The organism is Pseudomonas sp. DWRC2-2, from assembly GCF_049897885.1.
Lineage (GTDB): Bacteria > Pseudomonadota > Gammaproteobacteria > Pseudomonadales > Pseudomonadaceae > Aquipseudomonas > Aquipseudomonas azotoformans_A.
In genome coordinates this window covers 402,906-425,633 of the sequence record NZ_JAFCXD010000005.1, presented here as the reverse complement: position 1 = coordinate 425,633, position 22,728 = coordinate 402,906, and the positions used below count along the sequence as shown (strand labels likewise).

The 22,728-nt window shown below is 61.3% G+C and carries 18 protein-coding genes; 5 read left to right on the top strand and 13 right to left on the bottom strand.

Annotated features, from left to right (window positions below; translation table 11 throughout):
* Nucleotides 1-102: 102 nt before the first annotated feature.
* Nucleotides 103-1,002 (top strand): lipid A hydroxylase LpxO, encoded by a 900-nt coding sequence (gene lpxO / locus ACP7EW_RS23730; RefSeq protein ID WP_426220186.1) that lies wholly within the window; start codon nucleotides 103-105, stop codon nucleotides 1,000-1,002.
* A gap of 21 nt (nucleotides 1,003-1,023) precedes the next feature.
* Here the strand turns inward: lpxO and ligD are convergent, their stop codons facing one another.
* Both ligD and ACP7EW_RS23720 read right to left on the bottom strand, forming a co-directional pair.
* Nucleotides 1,024-3,483: a DNA ligase D gene (gene ligD / locus ACP7EW_RS23725; protein ID WP_426220184.1), complete on the bottom strand. Its 2,460-nt coding sequence runs from the start codon at nucleotides 3,481-3,483 to the stop codon at nucleotides 1,024-1,026.
* A gap of 3 nt (nucleotides 3,484-3,486) precedes the next feature.
* Complete coding sequence (locus ACP7EW_RS23720) at nucleotides 3,487-4,320, bottom strand: Ku protein (protein WP_426220182.1); 834 nt, start codon at nucleotides 4,318-4,320, stop codon at nucleotides 3,487-3,489.
* 184 nt (nucleotides 4,321-4,504) lie between these two features.
* Here ACP7EW_RS23720 and ACP7EW_RS23715 point away from each other — a divergent pair, with 184 nt between their 5' ends.
* Both ACP7EW_RS23715 and ACP7EW_RS23710 read left to right on the top strand, forming a co-directional pair.
* Nucleotides 4,505-4,819, top strand: coding sequence for a hypothetical protein (locus tag ACP7EW_RS23715; protein ID WP_426220180.1), 315 nt, complete (start codon nucleotides 4,505-4,507; stop codon nucleotides 4,817-4,819).
* A 12-nt stretch (nucleotides 4,820-4,831) separates the two neighbouring features.
* Nucleotides 4,832-5,989 carry a PQQ-dependent sugar dehydrogenase gene (locus ACP7EW_RS23710; RefSeq protein ID WP_426220178.1) on the top strand — a complete coding sequence of 386 codons (1,158 nt, stop codon included), beginning with the start codon at nucleotides 4,832-4,834 and terminating at the stop codon, nucleotides 5,987-5,989.
* A gap of 32 nt (nucleotides 5,990-6,021) precedes the next feature.
* On the opposite strand, the gene ACP7EW_RS23705 is transcribed toward ACP7EW_RS23710, so the two are convergent.
* Nucleotides 6,022-6,501: a DUF1348 family protein gene (locus ACP7EW_RS23705; protein ID WP_033901169.1), complete on the bottom strand. Its 480-nt coding sequence runs from the start codon at nucleotides 6,499-6,501 to the stop codon at nucleotides 6,022-6,024.
* A gap of 53 nt (nucleotides 6,502-6,554) precedes the next feature.
* Nucleotides 6,555-7,118: a TetR/AcrR family transcriptional regulator gene (locus ACP7EW_RS23700; protein ID WP_426220311.1), complete on the bottom strand. Its 564-nt coding sequence runs from the start codon at nucleotides 7,116-7,118 to the stop codon at nucleotides 6,555-6,557.
* 125 nt (nucleotides 7,119-7,243) lie between these two features.
* Between ACP7EW_RS23700 and pssA the strand changes: the two genes are divergently transcribed.
* A complete protein-coding gene (pssA, locus tag ACP7EW_RS23695; RefSeq protein ID WP_426220175.1) occupies nucleotides 7,244-8,587 on the top strand; it encodes a CDP-diacylglycerol--serine O-phosphatidyltransferase in 1,344 nt (447 codons plus the stop codon).
* A gap of 62 nt (nucleotides 8,588-8,649) precedes the next feature.
* On the opposite strand, the gene efeO (ACP7EW_RS23690) is transcribed toward pssA, so the two are convergent.
* Genes efeO (ACP7EW_RS23690) through efeU form a run of 4 tightly spaced genes read right to left on the bottom strand, consistent with a single transcriptional unit; the run spans nucleotide 8,650 to nucleotide 12,866 of the window.
* Nucleotides 8,650-9,468 carry an iron uptake system protein EfeO gene (gene efeO / locus ACP7EW_RS23690; protein WP_016979902.1) on the bottom strand — a complete coding sequence of 273 codons (819 nt, stop codon included), beginning with the start codon at nucleotides 9,466-9,468 and terminating at the stop codon, nucleotides 8,650-8,652.
* Nucleotides 9,469-9,494: 26 nt separating this feature from the next.
* On the bottom strand, nucleotides 9,495-10,793 hold the full coding sequence (efeB, locus tag ACP7EW_RS23685) for an iron uptake transporter deferrochelatase/peroxidase subunit (RefSeq protein ID WP_426220172.1): 1,299 nt from the start codon (nucleotides 10,791-10,793) through the stop codon (nucleotides 9,495-9,497).
* A 14-nt stretch (nucleotides 10,794-10,807) separates the two neighbouring features.
* Nucleotides 10,808-12,010 (bottom strand): iron uptake system protein EfeO, encoded by a 1,203-nt coding sequence (efeO, locus tag ACP7EW_RS23680; RefSeq protein ID WP_426220170.1) that lies wholly within the window; start codon nucleotides 12,008-12,010, stop codon nucleotides 10,808-10,810.
* Nucleotides 12,011-12,020: 10 nt separating this feature from the next.
* The gene (gene efeU, locus ACP7EW_RS23675; RefSeq protein WP_016979906.1) at nucleotides 12,021-12,866 is read right to left on the bottom strand and encodes an iron uptake transporter permease EfeU; all 846 of its coding nucleotides are present in this window, start codon (nucleotides 12,864-12,866) and stop codon (nucleotides 12,021-12,023) included.
* A 169-nt stretch (nucleotides 12,867-13,035) separates the two neighbouring features.
* Between efeU and ACP7EW_RS23670 the strand changes: the two genes are divergently transcribed.
* Nucleotides 13,036-14,052 (top strand): AraC family transcriptional regulator, encoded by a 1,017-nt coding sequence (locus ACP7EW_RS23670; protein ID WP_426220168.1) that lies wholly within the window; start codon nucleotides 13,036-13,038, stop codon nucleotides 14,050-14,052.
* An 85-nt stretch (nucleotides 14,053-14,137) separates the two neighbouring features.
* Here ACP7EW_RS23670 and ACP7EW_RS23665 read toward each other — a convergent pair whose 3' ends face one another.
* The 5 genes from ACP7EW_RS23665 to ACP7EW_RS23645 form a co-directional block, all read right to left on the bottom strand.
* Nucleotides 14,138-15,553: an efflux transporter outer membrane subunit gene (locus ACP7EW_RS23665; RefSeq protein WP_038850453.1), complete on the bottom strand. Its 1,416-nt coding sequence runs from the start codon at nucleotides 15,551-15,553 to the stop codon at nucleotides 14,138-14,140.
* Nucleotides 15,550-18,729 carry an efflux RND transporter permease subunit gene (locus tag ACP7EW_RS23660; protein WP_426220165.1) on the bottom strand — a complete coding sequence of 1,060 codons (3,180 nt, stop codon included), beginning with the start codon at nucleotides 18,727-18,729 and terminating at the stop codon, nucleotides 15,550-15,552. The genes ACP7EW_RS23665 and ACP7EW_RS23660 overlap by 4 nt, the downstream gene beginning before the upstream one ends.
* A gap of 15 nt (nucleotides 18,730-18,744) precedes the next feature.
* A complete protein-coding gene (gene mexE / locus ACP7EW_RS23655; protein ID WP_033901191.1) occupies nucleotides 18,745-19,986 on the bottom strand; it encodes a multidrug efflux RND transporter periplasmic adaptor subunit MexE in 1,242 nt (413 codons plus the stop codon).
* A 231-nt stretch (nucleotides 19,987-20,217) separates the two neighbouring features.
* Entirely contained in the window at nucleotides 20,218-21,831 is a 1,614-nt protein-coding gene (locus ACP7EW_RS23650; RefSeq protein ID WP_426220163.1) for a dipeptide ABC transporter ATP-binding protein, read from the bottom strand.
* The gene (locus ACP7EW_RS23645; RefSeq protein ID WP_426220161.1) at nucleotides 21,828-22,727 is read right to left on the bottom strand and encodes an ABC transporter permease; all 900 of its coding nucleotides are present in this window, start codon (nucleotides 22,725-22,727) and stop codon (nucleotides 21,828-21,830) included. Before ACP7EW_RS23645 ends, ACP7EW_RS23650 begins: the two co-directional genes overlap by 4 nt.
* Nucleotide 22,728: the final 1 nt, after the last annotated feature.

Here is a 22,728-nt window from a genome sequence, read left to right as displayed (position 1 = left end):
GGGCCCATTGTGTGAATTGTGATTTCAGGTGCTGCTATCCAACCTCGGCCGTTGTGGGCACGCAGGAGCAGCCTGTTCTCTTCTGACTTGTGACGAAATCTCTTGAAACTCATCATTGTTGTTCTCTACGTTGCCTCGATTGCGTATGTACACCTGCGTGGCCGGGTGCGGCACAAGCTGGGTCGCCAGCTCAGTGATCATTCGACCTTCCTGGCACCGATCAACTGCTTTCTCTACCTCTTCTCCAAGCTGCCCAGCCGACCGTATCTGTCGCCCAGCGATTTTCCCGACTTGAGCCCGCTCCAGGCGCACTGGGAAGAAATCCGCCTGGAAGGGCAGAACCTCATGCGTGCCGGGGAGATCAAACGTTCGGACCAGTACAACGACGTGGGTTTCAATTCGTTCTTCAAGTCGGGCTGGAAGCGTTTTTACTTGAAATGGTATGGCGACAGTCATCCTTCAGCGATGAAGCTGTGCCCGCGCACCACTGAGCTGGTGCAAAGCATTGGTTCGATCAAGGCCGCGATGTTTGCCGAGCTGCCACCGGGCTCCAAGCTGGTACGCCATCGTGATCCGTATGCCGGTTCATACCGCTATCACCTGGGCCTGGATACTCCGAACGATCCTGGCTGCTACATCAATGTGGATGGCGAAAACTACTACTGGCGTGACGGTGAGCCGGTGATGTTTGACGAAACCTACATCCACTACGCCGAAAACACCACGCAGCAGAACCGCATCATCCTGTTCTGCGATATTGAGCGCCCGATGAAGTATCGCTGGGCCGCTGCGTTCAACCGCTGGTTCAGCCGCAACGTGATGGCGGCCGCTGGTTCGCCCAACGATGCCGGGGACAAGACCGGTGGGCTCAACCGCGCGTTCACACGCCTGTACAAGATTCGTCTGCGTGGCAAGGAACTGAAAAAGCGCAATCGCACGCGCTACTACCTGGAAAAGTGGGCGATCTTTGCTGGATTGGCTGCGATTTTCCTGCTGATTTGAGGCCCGCTTCACGGGCGCTGTTCACTTCGGTGGATGGGCGCCCAGTTTGTCCCACATCCTCTTGCTGATCTTCTGTCGATTGGCATATCCCGCCCAGGGATCCGTTTTCAAAGTATTCAAACGTTGCTGCAGATTGGCGACTGTCCATTGTTGCGCACCGCGTAGCCCCTTCAACTCCTCACGACTGACTGGCACCGACACCGGCAAACCCGGCCGCGCACGCACGGAATACGCGGCCACGGTACTGGCTCCCCGTGCATTACGCAGGTAATCGATAAAGATCTTGCCGACCCGGTTCTTGGGCCCTGATGTGGCGGTAAAGCGTTCCGGCAACTGCTCGGTCATGAACTGGGCGATGGCCTTGGCGAACGCTTTGACGGTGTCCCAGCCGTCCCGACGCGCCAACGGTACGATCAGGTGCAGGCCTTTGCCACCGCTGGTCTTGACGAACGCTTGCAGCCCCAGCTCATCCAGCACCGACAGGGTCAGTTGCGCGGCTTCCAGCATGGTTTTCCAGGGCAATGCCGGGTCCGGGTCGAGGTCGAGCACAAACTGGTCCGGGGTTTCGATCTTGTCCGAGGTGGCGCCCCAGGTGTGAAACTCCACTGAGCTCATTTGCACGGCACCGATCAGCGCGCCGACGTTGTCGATTTCCATCAGCCGCGCATGGCCGGGATCGAGTGCCTGGTCGAGCTGCTTGATGTTGGGTATCGCCAGGCGCTCCGAGTGTTTCTGGAAGAATTGCTCGCCCTCGATACCTTCGGGTGCTCTCAGCAGTGACACGGGCCGATGGTGCAGAAAGGGCAGAATCCACTGGCTGATGCTGTCGTAGAACTGCGCCAGCTGCTGTTTTTGCGTGCCGCTTTGTTTGTCGATCACGCGGTCTGGGTGAGTGATATTGACATCACTGCGGGTCTTCTTGGCAGGCTTCATGGATTTGGCCGTTCGCGGTTGTTCATGAACAATCTGCGCCGCAGGCTTGTCGGTGCGCAGCCCGACGAATGCGGCTTGGCGGACCACTCCCTCGCGTGTCCACTCGGCAAACTGCACCTCACCGACCAACGTGGGCGCTACCCAATGCACGCCACGTGCTTGGGTGCTGGTCAGCGGCTTCTCAAGCGGTGATGTCTTGCGCTCCAACGGTGTGAGTTGCGCATAAATAGTCTTGAGCGATGCTTGATCAAAACCCGTGCCCACGCGGCCTGCGTACACCAGGCCGGATTCGTCATTTACCGCCAGTAACAACGCGCCGAACCCCGTGCGTGAACCCTGTGGCCGGGTGTAGCCGACAATCACGAACTCCTGGCGCAATCGGCATTTGAGTTTGATCCAGTCGGCATTGCGGCTGGAGACGTACGGACTGCCCAGGCGCTTGCCGATCACGCCTTCGAGGGCCAAGTCGCAGGCGCTTTCAAAGATGTCTCGGTGGTGCGCGGTGAATGCCTCGGAAAAACGTAGCAATTGGCTGCGGCTACCGGCCAGCGCGACCTTTAGAGCGGCGCGGCGATCCTCGACCGGCGCCAGGCGTTGGTCCTGGCCGTTGAGAAAGGGGGCATCGAACACGTAGTAGACGATGTCGAGGCTACGGCCGATATCAAAAGCATTTTGCAGCGCCTGGAAGTCCGGCAGGCCGTCGCCATTGAGGCTGACCACCTCGCCATCCAGCCAGCTGTCCTTGAGCTTCAGAGCCTGCAAGGCCTTGACCTGGCGCGGCAGACGGTCGGTCCAGTCATGCCCGTTGCGGGTAAACAGGCGCACGTCGCCGTCCTGAATGCGTGCAAGCATGCGGTAGCCGTCGAATTTGATTTCGTATTGCCAATCGCCTTCGGGGGCGCGATCCACCAGGGTGGCCAATTGCGGGGAGAATTGCTCGGGGAGGGCGGTTTTCCTGGTTTTAGCCCGAGCCTTGGGTTTTCCCACTGACGCATTACTCAGCACGCTGTTGGGTTGAGCCTGGACGATATCGTAGTCGTCGGCCGCGCGCGCCTGCGGGTCCTTTTCCTTGATCAGCAGCCATTGTTGCTTGTCGCCGCTGCCTTTCAAGCGCGTGCGCACCAGCGCCCAGTCTCCGGAGAGTTTCTCGCCGACCAGGGTGAATTTGAGCTTGCCGGCCGCGTAGGCCTTGCGGGGTTCGTCATGGGGCTGCCAGATACCGCGGTCCCACACGATGACGTCACCGGCGCCGTACTGACCGGCGGGGATGCTGCCTTCAAAGCCGCCGTAGCTCAGGGGGTGATCTTCTACATGGACGGCCAGACGCTTCTGACTGGGATCCAGGCTCGGCCCTTTGGGCACGGCCCAACTGAGCAGCACACCGTCAAGTTCCAGGCGAAAGTCATAGTGCAGGTTGCGTGCGTCATGCTTCTGAATCACGAAGGACAGCGCCGAGGCTTTGCGTTTAGTGCCAGGCGCACTGCCTGCCGGTTCGGCGGTAATCCCGAAATCGCGCTTGCGGTTGTACTCGCTGAGGGGCTTGGACATGACTCAGGATGCCTTGGTGGATTTCTTCGTGGCAGGCTTCTTCGCAGGTTTGCCGGCCAGGCTGCGCTTGAGCAGTTCCGTCAGGTCGATGACATCGGCGGACTTGCGCTCTTCGCTCTCCTTGCTGGTCTCCACATCCTCGATCTTGCCGGCCTTGGCCTTTTTGGCCACCAGCGCCATGATTTTTTCCTGGAAGCTGTCGCGGTAGTCATCGGGCTGCCAGTCGGCGCTCATGTCGTCCACCAGGCGCTTGGCCATGTCCAGCTCGCCCTTGGCCAGGCTCGGTTTGGTCACGTCGCTGCCCAGTTCCAGTTCGTCCAGGCTGCGCACTTCGGCCGGCCAGCGCAGCATCACCAGCACCAGCGCCGAGTCCAGGGGCATCAACGCCGCCAGGTGCTGCTTGGTGTGCAGCACCACATTGGCCAGGGCGACCTTGCGGGTTTTTCTAAGGGTTTCCCTTAGCAAGGCGTAGACCTTGCCGCCACGCTTATCCGGTGCGAGGAAGTAGGGGGTGTCGATGTTCTGCAACGGGATCTGGTCGCTGGCGACAAACGCGATGATCTCGATGGTCTGGGTCGATTTGGGGTGGGCCGAGCGGATTTCTTCTTCGCTGAGCACCACGTAGCGGCCTTTCTCGAACGCAACGCCTTTGACGATGTTGTCCTTGGTCACTTCCTTGCCCGTGGTCTTGTTGATGCGCTTGTAACCGACCGGGTCCATGCTGCGCTTGTCCAGCCAGTCAAAGTCAACGCCTTGAGAGGAGGTGGCCGAGACCAATGAGACCGGGATATGCACCAGGCCAAAGCTGATGGCGCCTTTCCAGATTGCCCGTGGCATAGGTGCGATTCCTTTTGAAGAGGCTGTGTTCTGGTGACTCGAAGGCGGTGGGAAAAGTTTCCCCGAGCAGATGCGCGGACAGATCGTGTTACACCTGACGAGAAACTATTTAGTGTCGAAAGCCGAACCCAAGGCGTAGCGTGTTATCGAAAGCACGTACTCCTCGCCCCAGAGAGGCTTTGTCATGAACAGTTGTATGCGTCACGTAGCAGCGCTGCTGTTGGGTCTGGCCCTTATCCCGGTGGCCCAGGCGCAAAACCTGCCCGGCAACAACAACGGCAACAACGGCCCGATCCACCGGGCCAATCCCAATAGCATGCAGGGCACCCAGCCAAATGCGCCGGCCGTTCGCGGTATCCAGACCGGGCCGACCACACGCACGCCGACCCTGGAAAACGGCGGCATAGGCAACAGCTACCCCAAACGTAATGCCGCCCCCAGCCGCCCGGCCACCGAAACCAAAGCCCCCACTTATGATGCCAACGGCAATCGCCGGTAAGGATCTCGCCTTATGTTTCTACGCAAAAGCCTGTTAGCCGCCCTTTGCGCCACCACGCTGCTGCCGTTGACGGCCGCTCACGCCGCTGACGCCCAGCAGTTCCCCAGCGAACAAGGCAGCATCACCGCGACGCCAATCGCCAAAGGCCTGGACCACCCATGGGCGGTGGCCTTTTTGCCGGACAAGCAAGGCTTTCTGGTGACGGAGCGCCCTGGCCACCTGCGCTTTGTCAGCCCCGACGGCAAGCTGTCCGCGCCACTCAAGGGCGTGCCGCAAGTCTGGGCCAAAGGGCAGGGCGGTCTGCTGGATGTGGTGTTGTCGCCGGACTTCAAGGAGGACCGCACGGTGTACCTTTCTTACGCGGAAGGCGGCGGCAAAGGCGGTACCGCTGGCACAGCCGTGGGCCGTGGACGCCTGGCGGCAGATCTGAGTGGCTTGACCGACTTCAAGGTGATCCTGCGCCAGGAGCCCAAGTTGTCGACCGGCAACCACTTCGGCTCGCGCCTGGCGTTCGACCGCGATGGCTACCTCTTCGTGACCCTGGGTGAAAACAACGATCGCCCGACGGCCCAGGACCTGGACAAGTTGCAAGGCAAGGTCGTGCGCATCTATCCGGACGGCCGTGTGCCGGATGACAACCCCTTTGTCGGCCAGCAAGGCGTGCGCCCGGAGATCTGGTCCTACGGCCAGCGCAACCCCCAGGGGCTGGCGCTGAATCCGTGGAGCGGTACGATCTGGGAAAACGAACACGGGCCGCGCGGAGGTGATGAGATCAACATCATCGAGCGCGGCAAGAACTACGGTTGGCCATTGGCCACCCACGGCATCAACTACTCCCTGACACCGATTCCCGAAGCCAAGGGCAAGACGGTGGAAGGCACAGTACCGCCCCATCATGTGTGGGAAAAGTCGCCGGGTATCAGTGGCATGGCGTTTTACGATGCGGATCGGTTCAAGCCCTGGCAGCACAACGTGTTTATCGGTGCGCTGGTCAGCCAGGAGTTGATCCGGTTGCAGTTTGATGGCGACAAGGTGATCCACGAAGAACGTTTGCTCGGCGGCCTGAAGGCGCGGATCCGCGATGTACGGCAGGGCCCGGACGGGTTTTTGTATGTGCTGACGGATGAAGATGATGGCGTGTTGTATCGGGTTGGGCTGAATCAGGATTAAGCAGTGGGGCCGGCAAACCGGCCCCACCTGTTTTACAGCCCCAAATCGGACAACCCCGGATGATCATCCGGGCGTCGGCCCAGCGGCCAGTGGAACTTGCGCTCGCTTTCCTTGATCGGTAGATCGTTGATGCAGGCAAAACGATTGGCCATCAGGCCGTTCTCGTCGAATTCCCAGTTTTCGTTGCCGTAGGAGCGGAACCAGTTGCCCGAATCGTCGTGCCACTCATAGGCATAACGCACCGCGATGCGGTTATCGGTGAATGCCCACAACTCCTTGATCAGGCGGTAGTCCAGTTCCTTGGCCCATTTGCGCGTGAGGAAACCTTTGGCTTCTTCGCGGTTATGCGCAAATTCGGCACGGTTACGCCACTGTGTGTCCAGCGTGTAGGCCAGGGACACCCGCTGCGGGTCACGGGAGTTCCAGCCGTCTTCGGCCAGGCGAACTTTCTCGATGGCCGACGCGCGGGTGAACGGCGGCAGGGGCGGACGTGTTTCTACAGTCGATGACATTGGCAATTCCTCAATGAATAAGGATTGATCGGAAGTTGCGCCTACTGGCGGGTTCAAAGTCCCAATAACGTTCGCGCCATGCATTGCGCATTATCGGCAGCCGTTGAATCGCCCATCACCAGGGCAACGGTAATGGCGCCATCGATCAGGATCAGCAGTTGCGCGGCCTGCCGTTCGGGGTCGGGGGTGCCATGTGCTTGACACAGTTCAAGTGCGTACTCGAACAGTTTTTGTTTATGCGCCTTGGCCAACAGGCGTACCGGGTCTTGCGGGTCACCGGTTTCACCACTGGTGTTGATGAACGCGCAGCCCCGGAAGTCAGCCGTGCCGAACCAGTCCTTGAGCGCGCTGAACAGCCCCAGCAGGCGTTCTCCGGTGTCTTCGCGACGTTCCACTTCAGTGCGCAGCCACTGCATCCAGCGCTCATCGCGACGTTGCAGCGCGGCCATCACCAACTCGTCTTTATTGGCAAAGTAGCGGTAGATACTTTTTCTCGAGACGCCGGCAGTTTTCACCAGAAAGTCCATGCCGGTGGCGGCGATGCCATGGCGATAGATCAACTTTTCTGTGACGTCGAGGATAATGTCGCGGGTTTCATTACTGGTCATGTCGTTCATGTTTCGAACAGTAGAACGATCGTTCTTCTTGGTCAATTAAAATTTTTCCATGCGCCGCAGCGAGACCTGAGCACCCCCATGGTGTAAGCTCGGGGCCTCTTCGGATTCGACCCATTGCGAGCCTTATGCCGTCGTTCTTCAAACGCTCCCTGTTGCCCAAACTGCGCGGTTTCCCCCTCACTCCTGATGCCCTTGAGGTGCTGTCCGGCGCCGACGCTTATCGTCGCTGCCTGCTGGAGAAAATTGCCCAGGCCACCCGGCGCATCTATATCGTCGCGCTGTACTTGCAGCAGGACGAAGCGGGGCAGGAAATCTACGACGCCCTGCACGCCGCCAAGGCTGCACGCCCGGCGTTGGACATCGTGGTGGTGGTCGACTGGTTGCGCGCCCAGCGTGGTTTGATCGGCGCCGGCAAACAACCGGGCAACAGTGCCTGGTACCAGGCCATGACTCAAAGCCACAGCAGCGAAGTGCCGGTGTACGGCGTGCCGGTACAAACCCGCGAGTTGTTCGGTGTGCTGCACCTCAAGGGCTTTGTGATCGACGACACGGTGCTGTACAGCGGCGCCAGCCTGAACAACGTGTACCTTCACAAGTTCGAAAAGTACCGCTTCGACCGCTACCACTTGATTCACAACAAAGCGCTTGCCGATTCCATGCAGCATCTGGTGGAGCACGGTTTGGTGGCGTCCAAGGCGGTCAATCGCCTGGACCTGCCCAACCCGCCCACCACCCGCAGCCTGCGCAACGACATCGGCGATCTGCGCAGCCGCCTGAAGCACGCGGCTTACGACACCACGGCCGGGCAACTGCCCAATGGTCACCTGTCAGTCAGCCCTTTGCTCGGGGTCGGCAAGAACAACCCCCTGAACCGGGTGATTCTCGAACTGATCGCCAGCGCCCAGCATCAGCTGACCATCTGCACCCCGTACTTCAACCTGCCGCTGCCGGTGACCCGCGAAATCAACCGCGCCCTGGCGCGCGGGGTGAAGATCGACATCGTCGTCGGCGACAAGACCGCCAACGACTTCTACATCCCGCCCAGCGAGCCGTTCAAGGTCATTGCGGCGCTGCCCTACCTCTACGAAATCAGCCTGCGCCGCTTTGCCAAACGCCATCAGCCGATGATCGACAGCGGCCAGTTGAACCTGCACCTGTGGCGTGACGGCGATAACACTTACCACCTCAAGGGCATGTGGGTCGACCAGCGCTACACCTTGCTCACCGGCAACAACCTCAACCCGCGCGCGTTCCGCCTCGACCTGGAAAACGCCTTGTTGATCGATGATCCCAAAAGTGAATGGCTGGCGCCGCGACGCACTGAGTTGGCGCAGATTTTCCAGCACACCACGCGGATCGAGCGTTATCAGGACCTGCAAACGCTGCTGGACTACCCGGAGGCAGTAGGCAAGTTCCTGCGCCGTGTCAGCCGTGTGCGGATCGAACGCTTGCTGTACCGCATCCTGTAAACCTGCGGGCAAAAAAAGACCCAGCGCCTTCAACAGGCGCTGGGTCTTTTTTTGTGTGTCGCTTAGTTCAAGCCCAGCTTGCCGCGCAAGGTAGACAGGTCTTCCGCCAGGGTGTTGACCGGGCCCACCAGAGCCTTGCGGTCGTTTTCCTTGACCTTGTCGTAGGTCTCGAAACCACCGTCCTTGGTCTTGTACTTGGCCAGGATCTTGTCCACGGTGGCGAAGTTCTTGTCGACCTTGGCCAGGAACGCTTTGTCTTGTTTCTCGATCTGGCCACGGAACAGGTCGACGATTTTCTTCGCGCCGTCGATGTTGCCCTGGAAGTCATACAGGTCGGTGTGGCTGTAGCGATCTTCTTCGCCGGAGATCTTGGTGGCGGCAACTTCTTCGAGCAGGGCTGCAGCGCCGCCGACGACTTTCTCCGGTGGGAAGGTCAGGCCGTCGACGCGGGTCTTGAGGTCGTTGACGTCGGTGTTGAGCTTGGCCGTCAACGCTTCCAGGCCCTTGGTGGTGTTCTGCGAGAACAGCGCGTACTCAATGCGGTGGAAGCCGGTGAAGTCTTCGGCGGTCACGCCTTTTTCGTGGTCGTCGACGCGCGAATCGATGGACGCATCGAGGTCGCTGAACAGCTCGGCGATCGGCTCGATGGACTCATAGTGCACACGGGTCGGCGCGTAGAGTTTCTTGGCGGTGGCCAGGTCGCCCTTGTTGATGGCGTCGGTGAAGGCTTGGGTCTGGGTGACCAGCTCGCCGATTTCTTCGGTGACGTAGATCTTGTAGTCCGACACCGGCCCTACCAGGTCCAGCGGTGCGGTAGCGGCGAAGGCTGCCAGCGGCGAAAGGGTCAGCAACAACGACAACGCGATAGACGACTTTTTCATGGGACGATTTCCGCTCTGGGTTTGTTTTAGGTATGGGCAGTGGTGTGAGGGTGCGTTGCAGCCAGCAGCGTGCGGCCGATGAAATCCTTGGGCCCGGTGACCCCCGGCAAGGTGAAGAAGTACCCGCCGCCGACCGGCTTGAGGTATTCCTCCAGAGGCTCGCCGTTGAGCCGGGTTTGCACGCTGATAAAGCCTTTCTCCAGGTCAGCCTGGTAGCAGATGAACAACAGCCCCATGTCCAGCTGACCGTTTTTGTTGACGCCGTTGGAGTAGTTGAACGGCCGGCGCAGGATCAGGTTGGCCTGAGTCTGCGGGGTGCGCGGGTTGGCCAGGCGGATGTGGGCATCGAGCTTGGTCACTTTGCCTTCCGGGTCCTTGCTGTAGTCGGGCACTTGGGTTTCTTTGTCGCCGTCCATGGGCGCGCCGGTCGGTTTGACGCGGCCGATAATGCTTTCCTGTTCTTGCAGTGGGGTACGGTCCCAACGCTCGACGAAGTTGCGGATGATGCGCACCGCCTGATAGCTGCCGTTGGCCGCCCAGGCCGGTTCGTCGCTGCCAGGCTGCACCCACACAATCTGGTCCATGGCCTTGGCGTCGTTGGAGTTCGGGTTGGCCGAACCGTCACGGAAACCCAGGAAGTTGCGCGCACTCTGCGCAGGCTCGCCGGGTTTGCTCGGTGCCTGGGGCGGCACGCTGCCTTCCTGCTTCCAGCGCACCAGCAGCAGATCGGGCAGGTTCTTCACAATGTCGCGCAGGGCGTGGATATTGGTGTCCGGCGTGTTGGAGCTGAATTGCAGGCTCAGGTCGCCGTGGCACTGAGCCGGTTCCAGCGCATCGTTGGGAAAACCGACCATGCGGCTCAGTCGCTTGGGCTTGACGGCGGTGAGGCCGAAGCGCTCATCGAACAGGGATTCGCCCACAGACACGGTAATGGTCAGGTTGTCCGGCGTGACCACCGGGCCGAGGATGCCGGAATCGGTCGGCGGCAGTTTCGGGTCGACTTGCGGCACGGTGCCGCCGGTCATCAGGAAAGCGATGCGTTCGTTCAAGGTACGGAACAGCCGCTCCAGGTCCTCACGATCACTGGCCAATACATCGAACGCCACAAGCATCCCGCACGCCGGGCGCGGGGTGACGATGCCGCTCTGGTGCTTGCCGAAGAAATCGTGGTGGTCCTGGGTCTTGTCGCTGCGCGGTGCGGTGGTGACTTGCTCGGCGGCCATGGCCGGGCAGGTCAGGGTGCTACCGGCAATGGCGGCGCCGGTGGCGGCCATGCCCAGCAGGACACGGCGGCGAGTAAGGTCAAATTGTTCTGAATCACTCATGTGTGCGGTCGTCTTCACTGCAGGCCGGAGAGGCCAAGGGCGGGGTCGATTCCATCGAGTGCAGCGGCCAGAGCCTTGGCCTTGTCGGCGATCTGCTTGCGCTGATCGGCGGTTACGCTGTCGTAGGTGGCGTAACCCTTGTCGACCTTGAAGACCTGGAGTTCGGCATCAAAGGCGGCGAGGGCGCTGTCGACCTTGGGCAGCAGGTCGGCGGCAGACTTGCTCAGCAGTGGGCGCATCAGGTCGACAACCTTGTGGGCAGCTTCCAGGTTGGCGGCGAAACCATTGAGGTCGACGTGGCTGTAGCGCTCCTCTTCACCGCTGATGGCACGTACATCGGCCAGGCTGTTGAGGTTGCGCACCACAATGCTCACCAGTTGCTCCGGCGGCAGCGACTGGGCGAGTAATTGTTGCTTGAGCGTGGTGACGTCGGTCAGCAGGCGCTGGGCAACCGGCGCCAGGCCGTCGAGGGTGTGTTGCTGGAACAGGCTGTATTCGAGGCGGTGGAAGCCGCTGAAGGCTGGGTCCTGCTCGCGCTTTTCAAAGTAGTCGGCGCGGGCGTTGATCGAGTTGTCCAACTCGGCCAGGCGTTGCGACGCGGGGGCCAGTCGTTGGTAAGCCTCGCGCGCTGGAACATAGAGCGCTTGAGCCTGGGCCAGGTCGCCGGCGTCGACGGCCTGTTGCAAGGCGGTGACGGCCTTGACCAAGGCGCTGCCTTGGCTGCTCAGGTACACGCGGAATTCCGACAGTGGCCCGATAAACGCCACCATCGACGGCTTGGCCTTGGCTTGTGCGTCGGACTCGGCGGTCGGCGTTACGTGCAAGGTGCCGCGCGGGTTGCTCAGCAGGCCGCAGGTGATCGCGTAGTCGCCGGGCAGCAGGTTGGCGTTGATCACCTGGCTCAGGCCGGGGGCGATGTTTTCGCGCTCTTCGACCACCAGCACGCCGTCGAGGATTTCCCATTCCACCGCACGGTCGGACCGGTTGATGATGCGAAAGCTGGCGCGGCCGGCGGGCACCGTCAGTTCATTCGGTTCGCAGGCGTGGCCATGGATGGTCACGGCGATTTCATTGTGGTTGGTCTGGCGCTTGCTGGCCGCCAGTTGCGAGGCGTAATAAAACAGGCCTCCGGCGGCGATCATCACGACCACCGAACCCGCCACTGCCCAGCGCAGGGCGCGGGGTGGCGAGGAGGGTTGAGGAGTAGGCTTGGACAAGAGGCGGTCCTTACTGGCTGGAAACGGAAGAGGGCGAGGCGGCAGGCTTGGACGGTGCGGCGGGCAGGAAGAACATCACCAGCGCCACCACCAGGTAAATCAGGTAGGCGCCGAGGGTGCTGATGGTCGGCGCTTCCTGGTAGCCGAACATGCCGGCCAGTACCGAGCCCAACGGGCTGTCCATGGGCAGTGCGGCGCTGAAGTCGAACAGCACGGTTTGCAAGTGATTCCATACGCCCGCTTCGTGCAGGGCTTGCACTGAATTGGCGAGGATGCCGGCGGCCACGACGAGGATAAACAGGCCGGTCCAGCGGAAAAACGCGCCCAGGTTCAGGCGCATGCTGCCGGTGTAGATCAGGAAACCGACGATGATCGCCAGGATCAGGCCGAGCAGGGCGCCAATCGGCGCGCCTGGGCCTTCACTCTGTTGGAACACGGCCAGCAGGAAGAACACGGTTTCCAGGCCCTCACGGGCCACGGCGAAAAACACCATGAGAATCAGCGCGGTGACCTGGTGTTTGGAACCGGCCAGCGCGTGATCGAGGGATTCGTGCAGGGAATGCTTGATGGAGCGCGCCACCTTGCGCATCCAGAACACCATGGAACTGAGGATACCCACGGCGACCAGGCCGACGATGCCTTCGAACAGTTCCTGCTGCTTTTGCGGGAATTCGGCGCTGACCAGTTCCAGGCCGCCGCCGACCAGCAGGGCCAGTGCGGCGGCGAGAAATACACCGATCCACACGGCGGGCATCCACTGGCCACGGCCGGTCTGTTGCAGGTAGCTGGCGATAATGCCAACGATCAATGCGGCTTCAATGCCTTCGCGCAGCATGATGAGGAAAGGAACGAGCATTCGGCACCGCGTCACAACTAGATAGGGTGCTAAGTTGTAACATAATGATACTCATTGCTAAACAACAATTCTTGACGTTTGCTGAACAGTGGCTGAACGGTGGTGGCAATGCGCGTCCACCCTTATGATGCGTGCCATTCTTTGCGCAGCTCTGGATACGCGGTCCACCATGTCGGAAAAAGACACCATCTCCATTCATCTTGTGCGTGAAGCCTTGTTGCAAAGCTGCGACGGCGATGTGGCCCGTGCCGACGTGCTGCATAAAGCCGGCATTGACCCGCAGTGGCTGGCCGAGCCTGCCGCACGGGTTTCGGCCACCACCTACGCACGACTATGGCGTCTTCTGGCACGGCGCACCGACGATGAGTTCTTCGGGATGGACCCGCGCAAGCTGAGGTCCGGCAGCCTGGCGTTTCTCTGCCGTGCTGCAATGGCGCAGCCAACGCTTGCCACTGCCCTGGAGACCGGGCTGGGGTTCCTGTCACTGATGCTGGACCGCCTGCCGGCGGAGTTGGTGCGTCAGCAAAGCTTGGCGGAAATTGTGTTGGTTGAGCCCGAGGCGGAACCCAATCGAGCCTTCACCTACTTCACTTACTGGATGATCGTCCACGGCGTGGCCTGTTGGCTGGCAGGACGCCGTATTCCAATCCTGGCGATTGAGTTGCGCTGCGCAAAGCCGCACTTCTGCGACGACTACCAGGTGATGTTCTCCGACAACCTGCGTTTCGACCGACCCCGCACACGCATGATCTTCTCCGCCGACTGCCTGGCCCTGCCTATCAAGCGTACCCCGGAAGAACTCAAGCGTTTCCTGGCCCACGCACCGGCCAATATCCTGGTCAAGTACCGCGACCCCGACAGCCTCGCCACCCGCATCAAGCACGACCTGCGCCAATTGCCCCCCGATACCTGGCCGGAAACCGAAGGCCTCGCGGTCAGCCTGTGCATCTCGGCCTCAACCTTGCGCCGTCGCCTGGCAGAAGAAGGGCAGACCTATCAGGGCCTCAAGGACAGCGTGCGTAAGGAATTGGCGATTGTATGGTTGGCGGAACCACAGATCAGCTTTGCCGAGATTGCGGCGCGGCTGGGGTTTGCTGATACGAGTTCGTTTTACAAGGCGTTTCGTAAGTGGAGTGGGTCGAATCCGGGGCATTATCGGAGTTTGATTCTGGGTGAAGCGCGTTAATCAAGGACCAAAAAAAGCCCCGTGACCGAATGGACCACGGGGCAAAAAATTGGCTGGATGCGACCAACCAAAGGAGCTCTTTACATCACTTGGCGCTGGCGACCACCGTATCCGGCTTCCAACCACCACCCAGGGCCTTGTAGATCGCAACAATGCCGCGATACAGGTCCACTTCGGCCTGGGCCTGGGAGTCTTCGGCGGCCAGGCGCTCACGTTGCGCGTCGAGCAGTACCAGGAAGTCCACGGTGCCTTCGCGGTAGCGGATTGCGGCGAGGTCGGCGGCGGCGCGGCTGGATTCGCTTTGGCGGATCAGCGAAACCAAACGTTGCTGACGCTTGCCGTAGTCGCTGAAGGCGTTCTCGGACTCTTCCAGGGCCAACAACACTTGCTGTTCGTAGGTCGCCAGTGCGCCATCTGCCTCGGCATCGGCGCCGCGCAAACGGGCGCGCACGCTGCCCAGGTCGAAGGCTGCCCAGGTGATGCTTGGGCCCAGGGCCCAGGCATTCGCGGCGGACGAGCCGATCTGCGAGCCACGCCCGGCGGTAAAGCCAAGGAAGCCGCTGAGGCTGACCCGCGGGAACAGGTCGGCCTTGGCCACGCCGATACGCGCGGTGGCGGCGGCCAGTTTGCGTTCGGCGCTGAGGATGTCCGGACGACGTTGCAACAGTTGCCCTGGATCGCCAATCGGCAACGCCTTGGCAATCGCCGGCAGGTCTTTCGGACCCAGGTCGACGGTCAGCTTGTCGGGACGCTGGCCGAGGAGGGTGGCGATGCGGTTACGCTCGCGCACTTGCTCGGCCTGCAGTTGCGGCACGCTGGCTTCGACGGCCGCGAGGCGTGCGTCAGCACGCTCCACGTCAAGTTGGTCGCCCACACCGGCATCCCGCAGGCTGACCGTGATGGTGCGCGATTCCTGCTGGTTCTTCAGATTGTCCAAGGCAATGCGTTCACGCAGTTGCGCACCACGCAGTTGACCGTAGGCATCCACCAGTTCGGCAATCATGGTGACTTGCAGCTGGTACAAGTCAGCCTCGGCAGCCTGCTGGTCGGCGTCGGTGGCTTCCAGGTTGCGCTGGATGCGACCGAACAGGTCCAGTTCCCAGGCCATGTCCAGGCCGAGGTCGTAACGCTCGGTCTTGACGCGACTGGTGGTCTGGCCCGGAATCTGGCCTTTGCCCTGGTCACTGCTGACCCGGCTGGTGATGGTCGGCATGGCGTCATTGCTGGCGTCATCGCGAATCGCGCGGGCCGCCCGCAGACGGGCAAAAGCGACGCGCAAATCACGGTTGCCTTGCAGCGATTGGGTCACCAACTGGTTGAGGGTCGGGTCTTCGAACTGCTGCCACCAGATGCCTTCGAACTTGGCGTGGTCATACGTTTTGGCATCGGCAGCGGCCGTGATATTGGCCGCCTCCGGGGTCTGGGCTTTGTAGTCCGGGCCCACGGCACAGGCGCTCAGCGCCAGTACCAGCAAGCTCGGCAGGAATACTTTCACACTCATTGCTGTGTCTCCAGCTTCAAGGCCTTGGCCGCTTTGCGTGCCTCTTGGCGCTCCACATAGCGACGGATCAGTACGTAGAACACTGGTGTCAGCAACAGACCGAAGAAGGTCACACCGATCATCCCGGAGAACACCGCCACGCCCATGGCATGACGCATCTCGGCACCGGCACCGCTGGACAAAACCAGTGGCACGACACCCATGATGAAAGCGAACGAGGTCATCAGGATCGGCCGCAGACGCAGACGGCAGGCTTCCAGTACCGCAGCGAGCGGGTCGAGGCCTTCTGCCTGTTTGTCCTTGGCGAACTCGACGATCAGAATCGCGTTCTTACACGCCAGGCCCACCAGTACGATCAAGCCGATCTGGGTGAAGATGTTGTTGTCGCCGCCCGAGATGATCACCCCGGTAATCGCCGACAGCAGGGTCATCGGTACGATCAGGATCACCGCCAATGGCAGGCTCCAGCTTTCGTATTGGGCGGCCAGAACCAGGAACGCCAGCAGTACGCAGAGCGGGAACACGAACAGCGCGGTATTACCCGAGAGGATTTGCTGATAGGTCAGGTCAGTCCACTCGTAGGTCATGCCGTTCGGCAGTTCTTCTTTCAGCAGTTTCTCGATCGCAGCTTCCGCCTGGCCCGAGCTGTAGCCCGGTGCAGCGTTGCCGTTGATTTCTGCGGTGATGAAGCCGTTGTAGTGCATCACGCGGTCCGGACCCGAGGTGTCGCTGACCTTGATGAAGGTCGCCAGCGGGATCATCTCGCCTTTGTTGTTGCGCACTTTCAGCTGGCCGATCTGGTCTTCATCCAGGCGGAACTGCTGCTCAGCCTGCACGTTGACCTGGTAGGTCCGGCCGAAGCGGTTGAAGTCGTTGGCATACAGCGAGCCCAGGTAGATCTGCAGGGTGTCGAAGATGTCGCTGATCGCCACGCCGTGGGTCTTGGCCTTTTCACGGTCGATGGCAGCATCGACCTGGGGCACGTTGACCGTGTAGCTGGTGAACAGGCCGAACAGCTCCGGCGTGGTGCGGCTCTTGGTGATGATGTTCTGCACTTCTTTGTACAGCTCGTCATAACCCAGGTTGCCACGGTCTTCGATCTGCAGGCGGAAACCACCAATCGTACCCAGGCCCTGTACCGGCGGCGGTGGGAAGATCGCCATGTAGGCTTCCTGGATTTCGCTGTATTTACCGTTCAACGCGCCGGCAATCGCACCCGCTGACATGCTCGGGTCTTTGCGCTCGTCGAAAGGTTTCAAGGTCACAAACACGATGCCGCTGTTCGGGCTGTTGGTGAAACCGTTGATCGACAGACCCGGGAACGCCACGGCGGCTTCCACACCCGGTTGCTTCAGCGCGATGTCGGACATGCGCTTGATCACGTCTTCGGTACGGTCCAGGCTCGCGGCGTCCGGCAATTGGGCGAAGGCCACCAGGTATTGCTTGTCCTGGGCCGGTACGAAACCGGTCGGGGTGTGGGCAAAACCGAACCAGGTCAGCACCATCAAGCCGGCATACAGGAACAATGCGATACCGCTACCGCGAATCACCCTGCGTACGGTACCGACGTAGCCGTGGCTGGCTTTGTCAAAGAAACGGTTGAACGGTTTGAACAACCAGCCACCAAACAGCTTGTCGAGAATCTTGGAGAAACGATCCTTCGGCGCGTCATGGCTGCGCAGCAACACGGCGGCCAGGGCAGGGGACAAGGTCAGCGAGTTGAACGCCGAGATCACCGTCGAGATCGCAATAGTCAGGGCGAACTGTTTATAGAACTGTCCGGTCAAGCCGCTGATGAATGCAGCCGGGATGAACACCGCACACAGCACCAACGCGGTGGCGATGATCGGGCCGGTCACTTCGCTCATGGCCTTTTCAGTGGCCGGGAACGGTTCCAGGCCCAGCTCGATGTTGCGCTCGACGTTCTCCACCACCACGATGGCGTCGTCCACCACGATACCAATCGCCAATACCAGGCCGAACAGCGACAGCGCGTTGAGCGAAAAGCCGAACAGGTGCATCACCGCAAACGTACCGATCAACGATACCGGCACCGCCACCAACGGAATGATCGAGGCGCGCCAGGTCTGCAGGAACAGGATCACCACCAACACAACCAGGATCAGCGCTTCGAACAGGGTATGCACCACTGCCTCGATGGAGCCACGCACAAAGATGGTCGGGTCATAGACGATGCTGTAGTCCATGCCTTGCGGGAAGCTCTTTTTCAGCTCTTCCATCTTGCCGCGCACTTCGTTGGAGATCTCGATCGCGTTGGAGCCAGGGCGCTGGAAGATCGGGATCGCCACGGCCGGCTGGTTGTTCAGCAACGAACGCAGGGCGTATTGGCTGGAGCCCAGCTCCACCCGTGCGATGTCTTTGAGGCGGGTGATTTCACCGTTAGCGCCCGAGCGAATAATAATGTTCTCGAACTCTTCCTCGGTCACCAGGCGACCTTGGGTGTTCACCGACAACTGGAACGCGGTGGCGGTCGGTGCCGGTTGCGCACCCAGGGCACCAGCGGCCACCTGGCGGTTCTGCTCACGGATTGCCGTCACCACGTCAGTGGCCGTCAGGTTGCGCGAAGCGGTCTTGTTCGGGTCCAGCCACACCCGCAGGGAGTAGTCGCCCATACCGAACAGTTGCACGTCGCCTACACCGCCCAGCCGTGCCAGCTCATCCTTCACGTTAAGCAAGGCGTAGTTGGACAGGTAAAGCATGTCGTAGCGCTGATCCGGGGAGGTCAAGTGCACCACCATGGTCAGGTCGGGGGAGGCCTTGTCCACGGTAATACCAATGCGCGTCACTTCCTCAGGCAGTTTCGGCTGAGTCCGGGTCACGCGGTTTTGCACTTGCACCTGCGCGTTGTCTAGGTCGGTGCCCAGGGCGAAGGTGATGGTCAGGGTCAGCTTGCCGTCGGCGGTCGACTGCGAGGACATGTACAGCATGTTCTCGACGCCGGTGATCGCCTGCTCCAGCGGCGCGGCCACGGTTTCACCGATGACTTTGGGGTTGGCGCCCGGGAAGTTGGCACGGACCACGACGGTCGGCGGCACCACTTCCGGGTATTCGCTGATCGGCAATTGGAACAGCGAGATCGCGCCGGCGATCAGGATCAGCAGCGAAAGCACTGCTGCGAAGATCGGCCGCGAAATGAAGAACTTGGAAAAATTCATCTTGAGTCGTATCCCTTAACCGCGTGGAGTCGCAGCGCTGGCAAGTTTGGGCGCGGCTTTATCCGGCGCCACTTGTTCCAGGTTGCTGGCTTCAAGCGCTTGTCGTTGTTGGGCCAAGGCGGCGAGGGTTTCCTTGCTGGCCATCGGAATGGTTTCCGGAGCGACCGGCGAGCCTGGGCGCACGCGTTGCAGGCCCTTGACGATGATGGTGTCTTCTTTATTCAGGCCACTGCGCACGATGCGCAAACCTTCGATTTTCGGCCCCAGTTCTACCGAGCGATACGCCGGCTTGTCGCCTTCCATCACCAGCACGAACTTCTTGCCGAGGTCGGTGCCGACGGCTTCGTCGTTGATCAGCACGGCGGAGTAGGTGCCGCTGCCGACCAGCTTCAGGCGGGCGTACAGGCCAGGGGTGTATTCGCCCTTGCTGTTATCGAACACGGCGCGACCACGGATGGTACCGGTGGCCGGATTGACCTGGTTGTCGACGAAGTTCATCTGGCCCAGGTGCGGGTTGCCGGTTTCGTTGGACAGGCCCAGGTACACCGGGGTGGTCGCACCGCGACGGCCTTGGCGAGCCAGTTCGGTGTACTTGAGGAATACGCGCTCATCGGCATCGAAGTAGGCGTAGACCTTGTCGGTCGAGACCACGCTGGTCAGCGCGGTGACATCGGCGGTCACCAGGTTGCCGGCCGTGATTTCGGCACGGCTGACACGGCCGCTGATCGGCGACGTGACGCGGGTAAAGCTCAGGTTCAGCTTGGCCAGGTCCAACTGCGCCTGGATCCCGGCGACAGCGGCGCGGGCTTCCTGGGCGGCGGTGGTGCGCGAGTCGGCCAGTTCGGCGGAAATCGCATTGCTCTGGCGCAGGCGTTCGCCGCGTTGCGCTTCGTTATCGCTGCGGGTGGCCGCGGCGCGGGTTTGTTGCAACTGGGCTTCAAGGCGACGCACTTCAGCCTGGAACGGACGTGGGTCGATCTGGAACAGCAGGTCGCCTTTCTTGACCAAAGCGCCTTCGGTGAAAGCGACTTGGTCAATCTGGCCAGACACGCGCGGACGAATCTGCACGGTTTCCGGGGCTTCCAGACGACCAGTGAATTCATCCCACTCGTTGACCGGTTGCTCCAGCACCTTGGCCACGCTGACTTTGGCCGCTGGCATGGCGGCCGCTTGGTCCGGGGTCTTGCCGCACGCACTCATCACCACCACGGCCAGAATCGCCAGGGGGAAGCGCAAATGTTTGAGTGACTGTTCCATGAGGTGCATCCGCCAATGTATTTGAGATGGGCGGATCATGCGCGGCGATGTGCTATGTCACGAATCGAATGAAGCAAAGGTAACTATCATTCGGAATGATATAAGCGCGGGCTTAGCCCTCTAGCATGGGGGTTTCGTTAGGAGGCTATCAATGGGCTTGATGGCAAAGGACTGTTGCAAGGGCTGCAAGGAACTCGCGCGCTCGCCGGTGTTCGCGCGAGCGCGTCTTGATTATGCCGCCCTTGTGGCGACGTGTCGGCCAGGGATCGCAGCGATCAATTCACGAGTGTATTCGCTGGCGGGATGGTTGAAGATCCGCTCCACGCTGCCTTGTTCGACTACCTTGCCATTGCGCAGCACCAACACCTCATGCGCAAAATTGGCCACCACCGACAAGTCGTGGGACACCAGCACATAGGCGATGCCCATCTCCCGTTGCAGCTCTTCCAGCAGATCCAGAATGTGCGCCTGCACCGACACATCAAGCGCACTGACCGGCTCGTCCAACAGCAACAGGTCCGGCTTCAAGGCCAGGGCTCTGGCGATAGCGACGCGTTGGCATTGGCCGCCGGACAGCTCGCGTGGCAGGCGATCCAGGTAGCTGATCGGCAGGTGTACGCGGGAGATCAACTCGCGCGCAGCCTGTTCCAGGTCCGGGCCTTTGAGCAAGCCGAAGGACACCAGGGGTTCGACAATGCTATCGAACACCGTGAAGCGCGGGTCCAGCGCGGCGAACGGGTTTTGCTGCACCAGTTGCAGGCGCTGGCGCAGCGGGCGGAAGTCGCGCCAGCTCAGGTGCGTGACGTCCTGCTGTTCGAACCAGACCTGGCCCTGGCTCGGTTTTTCCAAGCCCAGGGCGATGCGCAATGCGGTGCTTTTGCCTGAGCCTGATTCGCCGACGATGGCCAGGGTCTGGCCGGGATATACCTGCAAGTTGAGATCTTCAAGCGCCACAAAAGTCGACTGCTCACCTTTTACCTTGGGCAGCGCAAACGTCTTGCCCACGTTTTGCAGGCGCAATATCGGCTGTTGTGCCGGATCAACCCGCACCAACGGTTCACGACGCTTGGCAAACGCGGGCGCGGCGGCAATCAGCGCGCGGGTGTAGTCGTGCTGCGGGGCATAGAGAATCTGCCGTGGCGGCCCCTGTTCGACCAGTTCGCCTTGTTGCATCACCAGGATCCGGTCGGCGCGGTCGGTGGCCACACCCAAGTCGTGGGTGATGATCAACAGCGAAATGCCGCGCTCGCTGACCAGCTGTTGCAGATGGTCGAGGATCTTGCGCTGCACGGTGACGTCGAGGGCGCTGGTGGGCTCGTCGGCGATGATCAGGCGCGGGTTGCCGGCCAAGGCAATGGCGATCAGCACGCGCTGGCGCATGCCGCCGGACAGTTCATGGGGATACTGACGGGCGCGCAGCACGGGTTTGTCGATGCCCACCTGTTGCAGCAGCTCGACAATGTCCGCATCGACAGCGGAGTAGCGTTTGCCCTTGGCCAGGATCAGCGCCTCGGCGATTTGCTGGCCCACGCGCAATGTGGGGTTGAGGCTGACCATCGGGTCCTGGGGCACCAAGCCGATGGTGCGGCCGCGCAAGGCACGTTTTTGGCGTTCATTGGCGTGGGTCAGGTCCTGGCCGTCTACCCACAGTTGGCCGGCGCTGATCTGCGCACTCTCCGGCAATAGACCCAGGATCGCGTTGGCCAGGGTCGATTTACCCGAGCCGGACTCACCGACAATCGCCACGGTCTCGCCCTGGAGAATGCTCAGGGACAGGCGATTGACGGCTGTGTTGCCGTGCCGATAGCTGACACTGAGTTGGCGAACATCCACTAGATCATTCATCGCGAGGTCTCCTCGAAGGTGCGGGCGATATGGTTGAGACTGAACACCACGGCCACCAGAAACAGGCCGGGCAACAGGGACACCCAGGGGGCGGTGATCAGAAAGTGCCGGCCGTTGGCGATCAAGGTGCCCCATTCTGCGGCGGGAGGCACCGCGCCAAAACCGAGGAAGCTCAGCCCCGCAGTCGCCAGGATTGCAGCGCCAAAGTCGAGCGTCGCCAACACCGCCACCGGGCCCCAGGCATTCGGCAGGATGTGGCGCAGCAAGGTACGGCTCCAACTTGCACCGCCCAGGCGCGCGGCTTCCACATAGGGCAACGTCTTGACCCGCAGCACCTCGGCGCGGGTGGTGCGGGCGAACCCCGGAATAATGCCGACGCCCACCGCGATGGCCACCGGTACGGTGCCGAAGCCGATCGCGGTGACAATCGCCAGGGCCAGCAGCACGCCTGGCAAGGCCAGCAGCACATCGACGAAGCGCATGATCACCGAGTCGATACGCCCGCCGGCAAAGCCCGACAGAATGCCCAGCCCCAAGCCGCCGAGCAGGGCGATGCCGACGGCCAGCGAGGCGGCCAGCATCGATAGGCTTGAGCCGTAGACCACGCGGGTAAACAGGTCACGGCCCAGTTCATCAGTGCCAAACCAATGGGTGAGGCCTGGTGCGCGCAGCTTGTCGACAGGCGAGGTGGCGTAGGGGTCAAAGCTTGTCAGTAGGTGTGGCGCCACGGCTGAAACCAGTGCGAAGAGCACCAGCAACAGTGCCAGGCTGAAACCAGGCCGTCGCAGCAAGGGCAACAACACGGCCGTCGCGTGCTGCAACCGGCTGCGGCGACGCCACAGCGGTTGGCTGACCGGGATGGCTGTGCCGCGCAGGTTCTGCTCAAGGATGGTCATG

What these genes read in the sequence shown, in the direction of transcription:
- ligD (WP_426220184.1), bottom strand. Translation starts at nt 3,483, where the DNA reads ATGTCCAAGCCCCTCAGCGAGTACAACCGCAAGCGCGATTTCGGGATT.
- ACP7EW_RS23720 (WP_426220182.1), bottom strand. Translation starts at nt 4,320, where the DNA reads ATGCCACGGGCAATCTGGAAAGGCGCCATCAGCTTTGGCCTGGTGCAT.
- ACP7EW_RS23715 (WP_426220180.1), top strand. Translation starts at nt 4,505, where the DNA reads ATGAACAGTTGTATGCGTCACGTAGCAGCGCTGCTGTTGGGTCTGGCC.
- ACP7EW_RS23710 (WP_426220178.1), top strand. Translation starts at nt 4,832, where the DNA reads ATGTTTCTACGCAAAAGCCTGTTAGCCGCCCTTTGCGCCACCACGCTG.
- ACP7EW_RS23705 (WP_033901169.1), bottom strand. Translation starts at nt 6,501, where the DNA reads ATGTCATCGACTGTAGAAACACGTCCGCCCCTGCCGCCGTTCACCCGC.
- ACP7EW_RS23700 (WP_426220311.1), bottom strand. Translation starts at nt 7,118, where the DNA reads ATGAACGACATGACCAGTAATGAAACCCGCGACATTATCCTCGACGTC.
- pssA (WP_426220175.1), top strand. Translation starts at nt 7,244, where the DNA reads ATGCCGTCGTTCTTCAAACGCTCCCTGTTGCCCAAACTGCGCGGTTTC.
- efeO (WP_016979902.1), bottom strand. Translation starts at nt 9,468, where the DNA reads ATGAAAAAGTCGTCTATCGCGTTGTCGTTGTTGCTGACCCTTTCGCCG.
- efeB (WP_426220172.1), bottom strand. Translation starts at nt 10,793, where the DNA reads ATGAGTGATTCAGAACAATTTGACCTTACTCGCCGCCGTGTCCTGCTG.
- efeU (WP_016979906.1), bottom strand. Translation starts at nt 12,866, where the DNA reads ATGCTCGTTCCTTTCCTCATCATGCTGCGCGAAGGCATTGAAGCCGCA.
- ACP7EW_RS23670 (WP_426220168.1), top strand. Translation starts at nt 13,036, where the DNA reads ATGTCGGAAAAAGACACCATCTCCATTCATCTTGTGCGTGAAGCCTTG.
- ACP7EW_RS23665 (WP_038850453.1), bottom strand. Translation starts at nt 15,553, where the DNA reads ATGAGTGTGAAAGTATTCCTGCCGAGCTTGCTGGTACTGGCGCTGAGC.
- ACP7EW_RS23660 (WP_426220165.1), bottom strand. Translation starts at nt 18,729, where the DNA reads ATGAATTTTTCCAAGTTCTTCATTTCGCGGCCGATCTTCGCAGCAGTG.
- mexE (WP_033901191.1), bottom strand. Translation starts at nt 19,986, where the DNA reads ATGGAACAGTCACTCAAACATTTGCGCTTCCCCCTGGCGATTCTGGCC.
- ACP7EW_RS23650 (WP_426220163.1), bottom strand. Translation starts at nt 21,831, where the DNA reads ATGAATGATCTAGTGGATGTTCGCCAACTCAGTGTCAGCTATCGGCAC.
- ACP7EW_RS23645 (WP_426220161.1), bottom strand. Translation starts at nt 22,727, where the DNA reads ATGACCATCCTTGAGCAGAACCTGCGCGGCACAGCCATCCCGGTCAGC.